Source organism: Enterococcus sp. JNUCC 77 (assembly GCF_054819945.1).
The window spans coordinates 1899730-1916104 of the sequence record NZ_JBTHIG010000001.1; the positions used below are offsets into that span (position 1 = coordinate 1899730).

17 protein-coding genes and 1 other annotated feature are annotated in these 16375 nt (G+C 35.5%); of the genes, 4 read left to right on the top strand and 13 right to left on the bottom strand.

Going from position 1 to position 16375, the window contains the following annotated elements; translation table 11 throughout:
* Window positions 1–151: 151 nt before the first annotated feature.
* From ACVWNY_RS09305 to ACVWNY_RS09320, 4 genes are all read left to right on the top strand, one after another.
* A complete protein-coding gene (locus ACVWNY_RS09305) occupies window positions 152–601 on the top strand; it encodes an HIT family protein (RefSeq protein ID WP_343214729.1) in 450 nt (149 codons plus the stop codon).
* On the top strand, window positions 602–916 hold the full coding sequence (locus ACVWNY_RS09310) for a YtxH domain-containing protein (RefSeq protein WP_218326800.1): 315 nt from the start codon (window positions 602–604) through the stop codon (window positions 914–916).
* A gap of 195 nt (window positions 917–1111) precedes the next feature.
* On the top strand, window positions 1112–2146 hold the full coding sequence (locus ACVWNY_RS09315; RefSeq protein ID WP_218326801.1) for a peptidylprolyl isomerase: 1035 nt from the start codon (window positions 1112–1114) through the stop codon (window positions 2144–2146).
* Window positions 2147–2252: 106 nt separating this feature from the next.
* Window positions 2253–3086 carry an NUDIX hydrolase gene (locus ACVWNY_RS09320; protein ID WP_218326802.1) on the top strand — a complete coding sequence of 278 codons (834 nt, stop codon included), beginning with the start codon at window positions 2253–2255 and terminating at the stop codon, window positions 3084–3086.
* A gap of 84 nt (window positions 3087–3170) precedes the next feature.
* Here ACVWNY_RS09320 and rlmN read toward each other — a convergent pair whose 3' ends face one another.
* The 13 genes from rlmN to ACVWNY_RS09385 all read right to left on the bottom strand — a co-directional run bounded on the left by rlmN (window position 3171) and on the right by ACVWNY_RS09385 (window position 16283).
* Window positions 3171–4241, bottom strand: coding sequence for a dual-specificity RNA methyltransferase RlmN (gene rlmN, locus ACVWNY_RS09325; RefSeq protein ID WP_218326803.1), 1071 nt, complete (start codon window positions 4239–4241; stop codon window positions 3171–3173).
* An 84-nt stretch (window positions 4242–4325) separates the two neighbouring features.
* Window positions 4326–5162: a DUF1129 family protein gene (locus ACVWNY_RS09330; protein WP_218326804.1), complete on the bottom strand. Its 837-nt coding sequence runs from the start codon at window positions 5160–5162 to the stop codon at window positions 4326–4328.
* Window position 5163: 1 nt separating this feature from the next.
* On the bottom strand, window positions 5164–5484 hold the full coding sequence (locus tag ACVWNY_RS09335; protein ID WP_454071282.1) for a PadR family transcriptional regulator: 321 nt from the start codon (window positions 5482–5484) through the stop codon (window positions 5164–5166).
* 125 nt (window positions 5485–5609) lie between these two features.
* Window positions 5610–7955 carry a DNA translocase FtsK gene (locus ACVWNY_RS09340; RefSeq protein WP_218326806.1) on the bottom strand — a complete coding sequence of 782 codons (2346 nt, stop codon included), beginning with the start codon at window positions 7953–7955 and terminating at the stop codon, window positions 5610–5612.
* Between the two features lie 75 nt (window positions 7956–8030).
* A complete protein-coding gene (locus ACVWNY_RS09345) occupies window positions 8031–8867 on the bottom strand; it encodes an amino acid ABC transporter substrate-binding protein (RefSeq protein WP_218326949.1) in 837 nt (278 codons plus the stop codon).
* Between the two features lie 29 nt (window positions 8868–8896).
* Window positions 8897–9529, bottom strand: a complete 633-nt coding sequence (locus ACVWNY_RS09350) for an amino acid ABC transporter ATP-binding protein (RefSeq protein ID WP_218326807.1) — start codon at window positions 9527–9529, stop codon at window positions 8897–8899.
* A 12-nt stretch (window positions 9530–9541) separates the two neighbouring features.
* Window positions 9542–10183, bottom strand: coding sequence for an amino acid ABC transporter permease (locus tag ACVWNY_RS09355; RefSeq protein WP_218326808.1), 642 nt, complete (start codon window positions 10181–10183; stop codon window positions 9542–9544).
* A gap of 157 nt (window positions 10184–10340) precedes the next feature.
* Window positions 10341–10567: a binding site (T-box leader), on the bottom strand.
* 79 nt (window positions 10568–10646) lie between these two features.
* Window positions 10647–11738 (bottom strand): DUF871 domain-containing protein, encoded by a 1092-nt coding sequence (locus tag ACVWNY_RS09360; RefSeq protein WP_454071283.1) that lies wholly within the window; start codon window positions 11736–11738, stop codon window positions 10647–10649.
* Between the two features lies 1 nt (window position 11739).
* Window positions 11740–13128: a glycoside hydrolase family 1 protein gene (locus ACVWNY_RS09365; protein WP_454071284.1), complete on the bottom strand. Its 1389-nt coding sequence runs from the start codon at window positions 13126–13128 to the stop codon at window positions 11740–11742.
* Window positions 13129–13196: 68 nt separating this feature from the next.
* Entirely contained in the window at window positions 13197–14447 is a 1251-nt protein-coding gene (locus ACVWNY_RS09370; RefSeq protein ID WP_218326811.1) for a PTS sugar transporter subunit IIC, read from the bottom strand.
* A gap of 28 nt (window positions 14448–14475) precedes the next feature.
* Window positions 14476–15609, bottom strand: coding sequence for a GNAT family N-acetyltransferase (locus ACVWNY_RS09375; protein WP_454071285.1), 1134 nt, complete (start codon window positions 15607–15609; stop codon window positions 14476–14478).
* Window positions 15610–15614: 5 nt separating this feature from the next.
* The gene (locus ACVWNY_RS09380) at window positions 15615–15932 is read right to left on the bottom strand and encodes a PTS lactose/cellobiose transporter subunit IIA (RefSeq protein ID WP_343214730.1); all 318 of its coding nucleotides are present in this window, start codon (window positions 15930–15932) and stop codon (window positions 15615–15617) included.
* 21 nt (window positions 15933–15953) lie between these two features.
* Window positions 15954–16283 carry a PTS sugar transporter subunit IIB gene (locus tag ACVWNY_RS09385; protein ID WP_218326814.1) on the bottom strand — a complete coding sequence of 110 codons (330 nt, stop codon included), beginning with the start codon at window positions 16281–16283 and terminating at the stop codon, window positions 15954–15956.
* Window positions 16284–16375 lie beyond the last annotated feature (92 nt).

Here is a 16375-nt window from a genome sequence, read left to right on the forward strand (position 1 = left end):
GGCTATTTAAGTCTGATTTAACTTTGTCTTTATCATATATTAAAGATAGTTGCCATTTCTTTCTTGTCAATTATACCAAAGTCTTTTACTTTTTCACGCGAAAGCTTTGGAAACATACCCAGAAAGTATAACTTATGGTAAAGTAAAACTAATCAATTCAAAAGAAGGTGCTAGAATGGAAAATTGTATATTTTGTAAAATTATTAATCAAGAGATTCCTAGCTATAGAGTCTATGAAGACGAAAAGGTTTATGCCTTTTTAGATATTTCTCAAGTAACTAAAGGCCATACCTTAGTTGTACCGAAAGAACACGTTGCAGATATTTTTGAATACGAAGAAGACTTGGCAGCAAAAGTTTTTGCTCGTATTCCTAAAATTGCCAAAGCAATCGAGAAAGCTTTTCCTGAGATGGAAGGCCTAAACATTATGAATAATAATAAAGAATTAGCTTACCAATCTGTCTTCCATTCCCACATTCACCTGATCCCACGCTATTCGAAGAAGGATGACTTTTCGATTCATTTTGGTGATCATACTGGCAAATATTCGACAGAAGAAATGACTGCAATTGCTAACGCTATTAAGGAGCAGGTGAAATAAATGAGCTTTTTTAAAGGAATTCTTTTTGGTGTCGGTGTGGGCTCAGCAGTTGGCTTGTTATTAGCACCAAGAAAAGGTAGTAAGACCCAAGAAAAAATGATTGATGATGTTCGTGACATCGTACAACGAACAGATGAATTGAATGAAAGCCTGAAAAACTTTCGGACGGCCGTGATTGATTTGAAGACAACCTTTGATGCCTTAGTACCAGAATTTACTTCTGGGGTAAAAAAAGATATTGAGGATTTTAATTTTCAAGCAGAACCACGCATCAAACAAATTCAAGAAACCATCGATCATCTTTCGATCGATTAGCAATGAGAGCGGACTTTATGAAAAAAGTTCGCTTGTTTTTTTGATTTGCTTCTATATTTAAAGCAAATGTGTCTAAATTATGAATATTGTTGAAAACTATTGTAAAAACCTTTATTTTCCAAATTTGCTTGTGGTATAGTGATTAAGGAAATAATTACACATATAAATTATAAATACAGGAGTTGTCAAAATTTTATGAAGAAAAAAGTTCTTTTAGCCGCAGTCGGCTTACTAAGTACAGTCGTTTTAGCAGCTTGTTCTGGCGGTTCAAACGCAGACATCGCTACAATGAAAGGCGGAAAAATCACTGTAGAAGATTTTTACGATGAAGCGAAAAAAGAATCGACTAACCAAACTTTGGTCCGTAACATGATTATCTATAAAGTATTTGAAAATGCTTATGGAGATGAAGTTTCTGATAAAGCAGTCGACAAAGAATACAAGAGCCAAGAAAAACAATATGGTTCAACTTTTGAGAGTCAGTTAAAATCAGCTGGCTACACTAAGAGTACTTATAAAGATTACTTAAGACAATCATTGGCCTTCCAAAAAGGCTTAAATGCAAATGTTAAGTTAACCGACAAAGATTTAAAAACTGCTTGGGAGTCATTCCATCCAGAAGTTACTGCTCGAATCATTAAAGTAAGTAGCGAAGATGATGCCAATGAAATCAAGGCAGCAGTTGATGGCGGCGCTGATTTTGCTGAAGAAGCGAAAAGTAAATCAGAAGATACTACTACGGCTGAAGATGGTGGCAAAATTAAATTTGATTCACAATCTACAACTGTGCCAGATGAAGTAAAAACAGCAGCTTTCAGTCTTGAAAATGATCAAGTATCAGATGTGATTTCATCAACTGATTCTTCTACCTATTCAACTAGCTACTACATTGTGAAAATGGAAAAACAAAGTTCTAAAGGCAACGACATGGACAAATACAAAAAAGAATTACGTAAAATTGCCCGCGCAACAAAAACAAGCGATTCTACTTTTACTACTAAAGTCATTCGTAAAGAATTGAAAAAAGCAAATGTGAAGATTGAAGATGATGGTTTCAGCAGCGTATTGTCTGACTTCTTAGAAACTTCAAGCAGTACATCAGAATCATCTTCTAAGAAAAAATCTTCATCCACTTCAGAAAGTGAAAGTTCAACTGCTGAAAGTACAACTGAATCAAGTACAGCAACCAGCGAAAGTACAGCCGCTACTGATAGTTCAGCCGCTGAATAATTAAAACAAGATAACATTTCAAGGGAATTCCTATGGGGATTCCCTTTTTTTATTTTTTCATGCTACAATAAAGTACATAATACTTTTAAAAGATAGGTGAACCAATATGAAAGAATTTTCTTCCAAAGCAGCTGAAAAGGATTACTACGAGCATGTTGCCTCTGAAGAAGAATTTTTGGCATGGTATAAAGAACAAGACCATCCTGAATACGACAAACCATCGGTGACGGTAGATGTTGTCAGTATCGGCTATAACAAAGTCGAAGATCAATTGAAAGTTCTTTTAATTCAACGACGAGGAAACCCTTATCGTAATTCTTGGGCTTTGCCTGGTGGATTTATTGAGCGCAATGAATCAACAAATGACAGTGTCCGCAGAGAAACTCAGGAAGAGACAGGCCTAACGATAGGTCGGAAAAATGTCGAACAATTACACACTTTTTCCTCACCAAATCGTGATCCTCGCGGCTGGGTAATTACCGTCAGCTACATTGCTTTTTTAGGGCAAGTTCCTTTACAAGCTGGAGATGATACCCAAGATGCTCGCTGGTTTAACATGGAAAGAATTGGCAATAATATCTTCTTAACTAGCGATGATATTTCCATCGAAATTGATTTAAAAACTGGCGATTCTTTAGGAAAAGATACTCTCGCCTTTGACCATAACCAAATTATTTGTAAAGCATTTAACCGCGTGGCTAACAAGATGGATCATGACCCATTAATTTTGCAAGTTTTAGGTGATGAATTTACTATTACTGAAGCCCGCAAAGTCTTTGCTAAATTTATGGGCATTGATTATCGTACGATGGATCATTCCAATTTTAAAAAAGCCATGTTACAGTTTTTCGATGAAATTGGGGAAAGACCTGTGGGGATCGGTCGCCCGTCAAAAATTTATCGGTTAAAAGATCAAGTCGGAGAAGAAACTGCTACTTAAATAAGAGCGAAAGACATTAGATAGCTTGCTATTTTCTGTCTTTCGCTTTTTATATAAAAAAACCTTGAGAAAAATTCCTCAAGGCTAAGCAGTTACTTTTTTAGTTTTTTTCATTTGCTTACTACGTAATTGTCCACAAGCGGCATCAATATCGGTTCCATGTTCTTTACGAATCACACAATTGATCCCATTTTTCTTTAAGACATCATAAAACTTCAAGACATCCGCTTTCCCACTACGAGAATATTGGTCATGCTCACTTACTGGATTATAAGGAATCAAATTAACGTAAACTAATTTCTTCTTGTCTTTTAACAAGTCGGCTAATTCTTTGGCGTGTTCAACATGATCATTTACCCCAGATAGCATAATATATTCAAAGGTAATGCGACGATTGGTTTTATCCAAATAATAATCAATCGCATCCATTAATCTTTCAATCGGATATTGTTTATTAATTCGCATCATAGATGTTCGTACTTGATTATTTGGCGCATGTAAAGAAATAGCTAAATTAATTTGTAGGCCATTATCAGCAAATTGTCTAATTTTTGGTGCCAAACCTGATGTGGAAACAGTAATGTGACGAGCGCCAATCGCTAAACCTTTGGCATCATTAATCACGTGAATAAAGTCCATCACATTGTCATAATTATCAAAAGGTTCGCCAATCCCCATTACTACTACGTGAGATACTCGTTCATCTAAACCTCGTTCATCAAAATAATGTTGCACTAGCATGATTTGTGCGACAATTTCACCTGCAGTTAAATCACGGTTTTTTTTCAATAAACCTGACGCGCAAAATGAGCAGCCAATACTACAGCCAACTTGCGTTGTTACGCAAACAGACAATCCGTATTCTTGGCGCATTAACACTGTTTCAATCATATTTTTATCTGGTAGTTCAAACAGATACTTAACAGTACCGTCACTTGCTTCTTGCACTACCATTTGTTTCAAAGGATTAATCATAAAATTTTCTTCTAATAAAGCAATCATCGATTTTGATAGATTAGTCATTTGGTCGAATGCAGTTACTCGTTTTTGATAGAGCCATTCCCAAATTTGGGTGGCCCGGAATTTTTTTTCACCGTGTTCTGCCAACCAATCGATTAAATTTTCTTTGCGTAAGCCGTAAATTGATGGTTTCAAGTAAAGTCCTCCTAAAATAGTCGATTCATACTATAACTGATTTCACAGGATAAAACAATTACTTGGTTAAAATTTTTCAAAAACTCAATTTTTTCTTTTTAATTTTCGCGTTTCTCGAATCGTCCAAAAAGTATAAATCATATAGGCCGCCATCAAGAAAAATAAAGTCACTGATGCAGGAACTTTGGCAATAATCCCATTCGCTGATAGACGTTGTAAAATCCCTAAGATACCCAAGGCTTCAAATAAAAATATCATTGAATAAAAAACTGATTCTTTTAATCTTAAAACAAAGATCAAAGCCGCCAACATCAATACACCGATAATGACAAGATCAAATGGGAAAGGAATCGTGATCGGATAAAACATTGGCATAAAGATTGCCATTGAGATACTTGCCGCTAACCAAGCTACGATCACTAAAAATAATATAGCAAATTGAACTCTTTGATCTTTTAACCAACGATTTTCTTGATACACCATTTTTTGGAAAAATTTGAAAACAATAAAAATAAACCCAACTGAAAATGCACCTTCCAATAAATAAGTCAGCCAGTTTATTTGCATCACACTATCTTGATTCACATCGGCAATGAATTTACAAATCCAAACAATCCCTACGATAATCATAACTAGCGTACTGCGATCTTTAAACGAACTCTTTGAGAGATTCGCAATAATCTGATCTGCTGATTCTTGTGGATTTTTACCAAAATATTTCTCTGCCGAAATACCATCCTCTTGAGCTTTGATAATATCATTTAAAATCATCAATAATTGCTCCTCTAATTCTGTCTCATCATGAGTAAATCCAGCAAACATTGTATAACTTGTCAAATTTTTGTAATACATCCGATTTTCCGGTTTGATTTGTTTTTCTAGCTCTTCTCTTTGCTTGCGGTATTGTTCCACTTGCTTCACTTTATTTGTCCTTCCATAAATTCGCGACATTTGTAACCAATTCCTGCCATTCAAGTTCAAATTCTTTCAGTGCGTTTTCGCCACTTGTTGTGATTTTAAAATATTTACGATCAGGTCCTTCTGGCGAGGATTTAAAAGTTGCGACGATTAATTCTTGTTTTTCCAATTTTTGTAATAACGGATAAATTGTGCCCCCCACTATACTAGTAAAACCTTTTCGTTGTAATATTTGAACCAGTTCATAGCCATAAATTTCTTTCTCAGAAATAATTTTTAAAACACAACCAGCCAAAACACCTTTTAGTAATTGAGTTTTTTTCATCTAATCTTCCTAACTAATTTGTATTACTTACTAGCTGTTTTAAAGTATAAAGAAATTCAACTAGTTTGTAAAGCTCACTAGCTAATTTTTTTCAAAGAAAAAACTGAGGAAAATGATTTCCTCAGCTATTCTTCGATGGTTGGTTCTTCTTCAATTTTTTCCACATAAACTTCTCGTGGTTTGCTACCCGTTGATGGACCGATAACTTGATTGGCTTCTAATTCATCAACAATTCTGGCCGCACGATTGTATCCAATTCTAAATCGTCTTTGTAACAGTGAAATACTTGCCGTTTGCATTTCAATCACCAATGCTTTGGCTTCTTCATAAAGTTCATCTTGCGGAACTTCATTAGGTGACGAGGTTACTTCTTCTGTTGGCATCATTTTTTCTTCATAATGGGCTTCTTGTTGGTCAGTCACAAACTCAACAATTTGTTCCACTTCGTGATCAGAAATAAATGCACCTTGCACACGAATCGGTTTATTTTCTCCCATCGGTAAGAATAACATATCACCCCGACCTAATAATTTTTCTGCTCCATTACTATCAATAATTGTTCTTGAATCGGTTCCTGAAGAAACCGCAAAAGCAATTCTTGATGGCACATTGGCTTTAATAATTCCGGTGATAACATCAACACTTGGACGTTGTGTTGCCAAAATCATATGAATTCCTGCCGCTCGTGCCATTTGAGCCAAACGAGTAATAGCATCTTCCACTTCATTACTAGCCACCATCATTAAATCGGCTAACTCATCAACAATGACAACAATAAATGGTAAGATAGGGCGATTTTGTCCGTCTTCCAGATTTTTTTGAATTACTAACTCATTAAAGCCGGAAATATTTCTGACGCCTGTTGCGGCAAATTTTTCATACCGTTCTTCCATTTCTTGCACCACTTTTTGCAGTGCTTGTGCTGCTTTTCGCGGATTAGTTACAACAGGTGTTAATAAATGAGGAATACCATTATAGACATTTAATTCCACCATTTTCGGATCAATCATCATTAGTTTAACTTCATTTGGTTTTGCTCGCATTAAAATACTTGTGATAATTCCGTTAATCGCAACTGACTTACCACTACCAGTAGAACCTGCAATCAGTAAATGGGGCATTTTCGTTAAATCAGCTGTCCGTACAATCCCCGAAATATCTCTTCCTAGTGGTACTTCTAATAATTTATCTGGATGGTTCGGTTGTGCTTCGATGATTTCTCTAAAGGAAACAGTGCTGACAGTGCTGTTTGGTACTTCAATACCAATTAAAGATTTTCCAGGAATCGGCGCTTCCATCCGGACATCTTTGGCAGCTAAAGATAGAGCGATATCATCGGTTAAGCCAACAATTTTACTAACTTTTACACCGACAGCCGGTTGAATCTCAAATTTGGTCACGGCTGGTCCTAAAGAAGCCCGCACAACTTTAGCATCTACGCCAAAGCTATCAAATGTTTTTTCTAACACATCAATATTTTCTTCGATTCGTTTGTATTCATCACTTTGATCAGCTGGTGGAATTTGATCCAGTAAAGTTACCGGTGGCAATTGATAATCATGATCCTCCGGCTCGGCACTGATTTCAAATTCTAAATCACCGATATCAGTTGTTTCTTCTTCCGGCTTAGGCTGTGGTACTGATTTTTCGATATTTTCTTGAAAGCCTTCGATGGGAATTCGTAATTGTTCATAAACCGGCTCTTCTGGTTCTTCTTTACTGGCTTTAGCTAGCTTCTCACCTTCAGATAATGGTCTTACACGATTTTTTTTCTCCGCTTCAGCAGCTTTTTTTTCAGCTTGTTCTTTCTGCTTCTCAGCTTTTTTTTCGGCTCGTTTGGCCTGTCTTAAGCCCTTTTTCTCATCCGATTCAGCAAATTTTTCTTGAAGCACTGCTCCGGTGTTACTGAAAAAGTCTAAGACATTCTCTAATTTCACCATTGTAAATAAATAAATCCCTACTAGCCAAAATAAAACGGCAATTAAATAACTGCCCCATTGGGAAACCAGAAAATAAGTTAAACTATATAAGCTAGCGCCAATCATTCCACCACCAACGTTTTGAGTAATTTGATTAGCAACAAAATCCTGTCTCAAAATCTCCCACGTGGTTTCAAAAATATTTGGTTCTTGCCCGACATTAGCAAATAATCTCGCTTGTAAGAACAATAAAATACCTAAATAAAACACTAGCATCCCTAACCAGCGACGCCCTTTGGTGATTTTTAATTTATTATTTTTAAAAACTAACAAGAGTCCATATATGATTAGTGCTGTTGCTAAAACTGGGTAAGTATTCCCACCAATTATCCGTAGGACGTTGGCCATTAAGTTCCCTAGAAACCCTAAATGGAATAACGCAAAGACAGCTAATAAGATAAAAATTAGTCCTATAACAATAATTAATCGTTGTTCCTGTAGCTGTTTTTGTTTTTTAGTCGTCTTTCTTTTTTTACGCTTTTTTTGCGCCATGTCATCCCTCTTTTCATCTTACCCATTATACAAAAAAAAGAAGGCGAACAAAAGTTTTGTTCGCCCTTTTTAAGATTATTTTTCTGGCATACTCAATTCCTCACCAAACCATTTTTGGGTGATTTCAGCAAATTTGCCATCTTTTTGAATTTTGTCAAAGCCTTCATTGATTTTATCAACTAATTCTTTGTCACCTTTTCTTGCACCAACAGCAAAATCTTCTTCATTAAAACCAGCATTGAAAATATTGTAATCATCCATCGTGCCATCTTGTTTTAAGAAATAATCTGCATATACACGGTCAATCAGTAAGCCATCAATCCGATCATTTTTTAAATCGATAAACGCTTCATTAAAACCAGCATATAGAGTCGCATCATTGTCTTTTACGATATCCATTAATTTTTCTGGCTCTCTAGTAAAACCTTCATAACCAGAAGACCCTTCTTGCGCTCCTAGTACTTTGTCTTTCATGTCTGCATCACTTGTAATGTTACTAGACTTTTTAGTTACTAAGACTTGTTCATTAGTTAAATAAGGTTGTGAGAACGAAACTTTCTTCTTACGTGAATCGGTTACAGTGTAACCATTCCAAATCAAATCAATCGTCCCGTTTTGCAATTCATTTTCCTTCATAGACCATTCAATTGGTTGAAATTCAGCAGTAATACCATATTCATCAAATACGGCTTTTGCTAAGTCCACATCGAAACCAACAATTTTTCCATCATCATCTTTAAATCCCATTGGTACAAAAGTATCATCTAAACCAATCACTACTTTTTTGTTTTCTTCAATTGTTTTCCAACTATCTGTTGAATCACTAGTTGAATCATTACTTGATCCACAAGCTGCTAAAGTGACCATACTAATTACCGCTAAAAACCCGAATAAAAATTTTTTCATTTTAATTCCTCCATTTTTTCTATTTTTTGAATCACTTATGAAATTGGCTCTACCTTCAATAATTCGTCAGCAATATTTTCTGCGAAAACTAAATCATGAGTTACCACAATTTGTGTGACCCCATCAGCTTTTAAATCTAAAATTAGTTTTTCCACTTGTTGCCGTAATTCTGGATCTAGCGCACTAGTTGGTTCATCATACGCCAAAACCCTAGGATCCATTGCCATCGCCCGTGCAATTGCTAAGCGTTGTTTTTGTCCCCCTGATAATTGGAAAGGATAATTATCTAACAATTCTTCAATCCCTAATAAACTAGCTAAATTACGAGCTTTTTTTAGATAAGTTTCTTTGTCTTCTTTTAAAACCAAACGTGGACCAATTGTAATATTATCTAAGACACTTAAATGGGGAAATAATTGAAAATCTTGAAACACAACGCCCACCACTTGATCTTGTTTCGTATCGCTAGGATCAAAGGGCTGACCATCCAACAAAAATGTGCCGCTTTCAGCTGTTTCTAAGCCTGCTAAAGTTCTTAATAAGGTTGTTTTTCCTCCACCAGAAGGTCCGACAATGGCTAAAATTTGTCCATCGGGAATAATTAGATCTAAATGATCAATCACTTTTTTATTACCATAAGACTTGTTAATATCTTTTAATTCAATCATTTTCTCACCTTCCTAACGATAATAATTCATCCGTCGTTCTAATTGCTTCATGATTAATGTTGTAATACCGGTCATAACTAAATAAATGATAGCTACACCAATCAATGGCATCAAAGTTGTGTCTCGTTCCATCGCAATCCGTCCGGCCCGCATGACATCAGATAAACCTAAAACATAAACTAATGAAGTATCTTTAACTAAACTAATCACTTCATTTCCAACAGATGGCAACACAATTTTAGTAACCTGTGGAATAACAATTTTAGTAATGGTTTGGCCTGGCGTTAAACCAATTACACGCGCGGCCTCATATTGACCAACCGGTACTGACTGAATCCCTCCACGGAAAATTTCTGCATAATAAGCTGCATAGTTTAAAATAAATGCAAATAATGCTGCTGGGAAACGATCAAATACAATTCCGATAATCGGTAATCCGTAAAAAACTAAAATTAATTGTAAAAGAAGTGGCGTGCCCCGCATCACCCAAACATAAAGTTGAATAATCCATTGCAACGGTTTGAAGCGACTAACTAATCCAAAAGCCAAAATAATTCCTAAAGGTAACGAACCAACAATTGTATATAAAAATAGTTTTACTGTTGTTGTTGCACCAGCTAAAAGTTGTGGCATCACATCAATTAAATAATTCATTTGCTTTCCTCCCATAGACATAAAAAAAGCCCCTGACAAATAACTTGTCAGAGGACGTATAGACGTGATTCCACCTCAGATTCGTTTTTCTCTCACGAGAAAAACCTCTACCGGTTATGTTGTTTGGAGAAATAAAAAAGTCCTTTAGCTATCATAGCTAAAGGACGTATAAACGTGGTTCCACCTTTTTTTTGTGTTGCTTCACAGCAACACACTCCATTGGTCAACATGACCGCAGCTGTAACGGGCATTCCCGGATTCGCCTACTTAATTTTCAGCCAATCGACTCCAAGATGTGGTTCACAATTAACTTGCTGTTTCTTTTCACCAACCAGAAACTCTCTTTAAACAATCAATCGTTACTCTTCTTTTCAATGTCAATTCTATAAGTTAGGTATAAATTTACACCGAGAGAGACACTTTGTCAATTGAAAAGTTCATCTTTTTTTAATTTAATTCCCAGTTAGTTTTCAGATACTAGCTGAAATTTGCTCCAAGGACGTAAAAATTCTAATAAAATATGCTCTTCTTGAGGAATTTTCCCAACTAAATTTTTTCTTGGATCACTGTGAGGCGTTAAAATAATTTGCATTTCATTTTTATATTTACCAAAATCATCGTTACCAATCACCACATCACCAACTTGAAACTCAAATTGATTGTCATGCGGTGGATTGTTCTCATTTTTATATTTTACTCGCGGCATAGTTGAACGCACCGCTTCAGCTGAGATATCTCCCCGCCTAAAGTGCGCTGGATCTGCGACAATTAGCTTTTCTAATTCACTCGTATCTTTTTCAAAATCAATAGTTAAACTTAATTTGTAACGATTGACTGCCGCAACTTTTTCTAACTCTTCATCACTTGCATAGGCATTTCCAATAATCACACAATCAATTAATCCTGTCGCAAACATATGGCGGGCTTGTAAATCAATTGGTAATTCTCGATGCATTTCTAAAGTTGGCAAACCATCATTTACATCCCATGGTCCCAGCGTTCCTTGATGACTCGTAATAAAAGCGGCCGTTTTTATCCCTTGACGCTTAAATCGTTGGCTGCAACTAATAAAGAAATCATAGGGTAAAGCAGAACCTTTTTGCGGATAAAAATTATGACAACCATAAATAAATGGTCGGTTGGCTTCGTAAGATAAAATATTTTCTAAATAAGCAACATTATTACTCATATTTAACTCAATCGCTAAACCAAAGGGATTAAAACTCAACATACTTTCTTTATTGCCATCAAAGCCTTCATCCAATCGAATGCCATCTGCACCAAGTTCCGCAAAAAAGCTTAGATCATCATATGAAATCTGTAATTCATCAAAAATTGACGGCGCAATATCTAAAATCGTCTCAAATCCTTGAGCTTTAGCAAATCCAATAATCCCTTTAAATTTCTCAGCTACTTTTTCTTTTCCTTCAGTTACTTCCAGCATACTCATAAAGATGCGAGAATAACCTAAGTCTGCCGCCTTTTGAATATATTCACGGTCTTTTTCAGCGTCACTGTGATCAGGATATAAAGAAATTCCGATTTCCCGTTTCATATTAATCCTCCAAACCATTTCTTTCAGCTACGGCTTTAAACCAATAGCCAGATTTTTTGATTGTTTTTTCTTGCGTGTGGATATTATTAGAAATAAAACCATAACGATTTTTATAGGCATTTAACCAAGACCAACAATCAATTGGTGTCCACATATGATAACCAAAGCAATTTGAACCTGCTTCAATTCCTTGATGTAGATAACTTAAATGCTCTGTCAAAAAGTCAATTCGGTAATCATCTTGAATTACACCATCTGTATTTTTAAAACGTTCTTCATTAGAAACGCCCATTCCATTTTCCGAAACGTACCAAGGAATATTGCCGTAATTTTCTTTAATATTCAGGGCAATATCATAAATTGCCTCAGGATAAATTTCCCATCCACGATCAAGATTGACTCTTCTTCCCGGCATATCAAAATTATCATAATAACGATCTGGCATCCATTCACCCACTGAATCTGGTGCAACATCTGGTGCTTTTACTCGGTTAGGATGATAATAATTGACACCTAAAAAGTCGATAGTATTATTTTTAATAATTTCAGCTTCTTCAGCTGAAGTTTCCCAAATTACTTGGTCTTTTTCCAATAATGCTTCCAACTCAGCCGGAAAATGACCGAATATTGCTGGTTCTAAAAACATTTTATTGTTCCAAAGCTCGGCAATTCTAGCGGCTTCCAAATCTTCTGGTTTATCACTTGCAGCATAAGTCGGCGTCAAATTCAAAACCGTTCCAATTTGCGCATCAGTAAGATTTAATTTTTTAAAAGCGGCAATTGCTTTAGCTGACGCCAAGTTTAAATTGTAAGCAACTTGAACTGCTTTTTTTCCATCAACAACATTGGGATAATGAAATTGGAAAAGATATTCCCCTTCCACGACTACCATCGGTTCATTATGAGTCGTCCAATATTTCACCCGATCACCAAATAATTCAAAACATTTTGTCGCAAAACCGACATATAAATCTACGACCTTTTTACTCTCCCAGCCACCATATTTATCATACAGCTCTACTGGCAAATCAAAATGATGCAAATTCATCACTGGTGTAAGTCCTTTTGTCAGCATGGTATCAATGACATTATTATAAAAATTTACAGCATCTTTATTTACGGTATTTAATTCTAAATCATCAATTAAACGACTCCATTGAATACTTGTTCGTAAACTATTCATGCCAATACTGCTCATTAAAGCTAAATCATTGGCAAAATCATTGTAAAAATTAGAAGCTGTATCTGGTCCGACTTGATTATAAAATTTTTCTGGTTCTATTTGATAATGATAGTCAAAAATATTGGCATGCTTCTTATGGAAACGACCTTCACTTTGTGGGCCAGATGTAGCAGCACCCCACCAGAAATTTTTCGGGAATTTTTTCATTGGTTTTCTCCTTTGATTAAAAAAAGGATTCGCAACAGTATTGCTACCGGCAAATCCTTTTTTATTTTTTAAATATTTGCTTTACGGGCTTCTTGAATATTAATCATAATAATAAATGGAATGTAAATAACAACTGAGATAATTAAGTTAATTGCTGCTAAAATCCCACCAGAAATACTTCCCGTTACTAATGCGCCACCGATAATTGGCGGTGTTACCCAAGGAGCAATCGCTGTTGCTGGTGGTACTAAACCAGTACTAGTTGCAAAATAAGCAATCGTTACTGTAATCATTGGTGCTAAAATAAATGGAATAAACATAATTGGGTTCAAGACAATTGGGAAACCAAATAGTAAAGGTTCATTGATATTGAAAAGTCCAGGTGCTGCTGCCAAGTTATTTACGACCATCAACTGTTTATTTTTACGACCGACTAAATAAATCGCGATTACTAAACCTAAAGTTACCCCTGTACCACCTAAGTTTACAAATGAATCGATAAATGGTTTGTTTACAATGTAAGGAGCGTCCAAACCTTTTGCAATTGCGTTTGCATTTGCTTCAATTGCTGGTGCATTAATTGTTTGCATAAAAGGATCGATCATGTTGGCACCATGTAAACCAAAGAACCATAAGAATGGTGTAATAAAAGCAATTAATAATGCTGAAGGATAAGAGTTTGCTAAGCCCATAAATGGTTCTTGAACTAGCTCATAGAATGATGCAAACATATCTTCAATCCCAAAGCCAGCAAGAATTGCTGTAATTAAACCAAAAATTGAAATCGTAATCATCGCTGGGAATAATGAAGCAAAAGCTCGAGCAACTGCTGGCGGTACACCATCAGGCATCTTAACAATTAATTTTGGATTACCAACTAAACGTGTGAAGATTTCTGCTACTAAAATACCTACAATTAATGCAACGAACAAACCGCTTGAATTCATTCCTGTTAAAGCTGCACCCAGTGTAAAGAAAGTTGCGACTGAAACAACTCCAGTTGCCACCGCATCTTTTCCATAAGTATGTGCTAAATTATAAGCGACTAGAAAAGCAATAAAGACCGAAAGAACACCGAATGTTCCGTTCCAAACTGCACCACCAAAACCTTTCCAAGCTTCTCCTCCAAAAATATTAGTCATAAATTCTTGGAAGCCAGGAATCGGTAAATTATTAATTAATACCCCGAAAGATCCTAAAATCATTAGTGGCATAGTTACCATAAAAGCGTCTCTGATCGCTACTAAATGGCGCTGAGCACCAATTTTTGATGCTACGGGAATAAAGTGTTTCTCCATAAAATCGATAAATGCATTCATGTACAATTCCTCCTATTTTTTCCTTCTTTTAAAAATAATCATAAAAACTTTGCTGTCCCTTAGGAATATTAATTTCCTTAGATACTTCAATTTTTTCTAATAAAATTCCTTCTTGTAGAGTCATTCTTCCTAGAAGTAACTCACTCCATGCTTCAATCGAAGCTTTGATATCGCTCTCCCCAGTAACTTTTTCGACTGTTTCTCCAGTTTTTCTAAAGCAACCAATATTTTCTGGACAATAGTCATCACTGCTGACTTCAAAAATAATAGCTTTTTCTTCTATTGGTAAAATTTTTAGCAAACTAGAAAAGTCGATAATGCGACTCATCATATAAGGTTTTATTTGAATTTGGATTTCTTGTTGTTCATTGAAACAGTTCTCTAAAATTTCGCTTGTTGAGGCATCATAAGTAAACTGACTAAAAGAAGCGGTATGGGCTTTTAAATAAGTTAATAATTTCCGCAAAGCAAAATTGTTCTGATAAACCAACTCATCAACGATAAAAGTTTCTTTTTGCAAACGATAAATTAAATAACCAGCTCGCTGTCCAGAGTCGTCGTAACAAACAGCATAAAATCTTCCTTGATAATATTGATTGAGCCGTTCCCACCACCACATTTCTCGCACGACAGTACCGACTTCTTGAGTAGTTAGAAATTGTTGATATAAGGTTAAAATTTCTGGTTTTAAGCTTTCCCAACTGTCTCTGACTATTGATCCGGTTTTTTCATCTTCAAGATGATTGAAAGCAGCTGCCGGAATTTGATATCTTTTTTGCCAACTGGTATTTTCATAACCGAATTTGCGATAAAAGTTTTCAGAAAAAGGAGCCAACTGACTAATAATAAAACCCTCTTGTTTTAAATCGATTAATAATTCAGTCATGATGTCTTTTATTCCGCCAGTGCCACGATATTCTGGCAAGCTTGCTACATATCCAATCCCGGCCATCTTAATTGTTGAACCAAAAAATTTGGCTTTGAAATGATTGCTCATCACCATACTCGTTAATTGATGTTTAAAATAAGTACCATAAACATCACTGTGCTGATAACGACTTAAAAATAATGAATCCTCAATAATCGGTGTTTGTTTATTGAAGGCGTATTCAATTAATTTTGTGATTGCTTGTTTATTTTCAGCTGTCGAGCCCAGTTTCATTTAAATCACTCCGCATCAAGGCGACGATAAATATCAATTACTTCTTTAGCTAAATCATTAAAAGTCATACTAGTCATCAAATGATCTTGACTGTGAACGGCTAATAATGTCACGGTCATATTATTGCCACTAGCTTCTTCTTTTAATAAATTAGTTTGGGCATGATGGGCTTCAACCAATGATTGACTAGCAGTCGCTAATTTTTCATCAGCTAGTCCAAAATCACCAGATTTAGCAGCTTGGATTGCTTCCATTGCATCACTTTTTGCATTTCCAGAATTAATAATTAATCCCATGGCTGCTTCTAATTGTTCCTGACTCATTTCTGCCATAAAAATCACTCCTTACTTATCTTTATCTTCAATCAAATTAATCGCTGTTTGCAATACTGCTTCGCCATTCATCATGCCGTAATCTTTCATATCAATAATGTCTAAAGGGACATTTGTACCGGCTAATTTTTGTTCAAATTGACCTTTCATAAAACGAACTTGCGGTCCTAATAACAAAACATCAATAGGATTTGCTTTATCTTCAATTTTGTCATCAGCTTCTGAGGCAGAGACTGCGAAAATATCCGTTTCAATTCCTTGATCGGCAGCAGCTTTTTCCATTTTTGTTACTAATAAACTCGTTGACATGCCCGCCGAACAAACTAACATAATTCTTTTCATATTTGTCACTCCTTAATTTGTATTCATCTTTATAAAAGCAATTTGCGTGCCAACTATTTACTGTGAAATCCCTTGATTTAACCAGCTTTTTG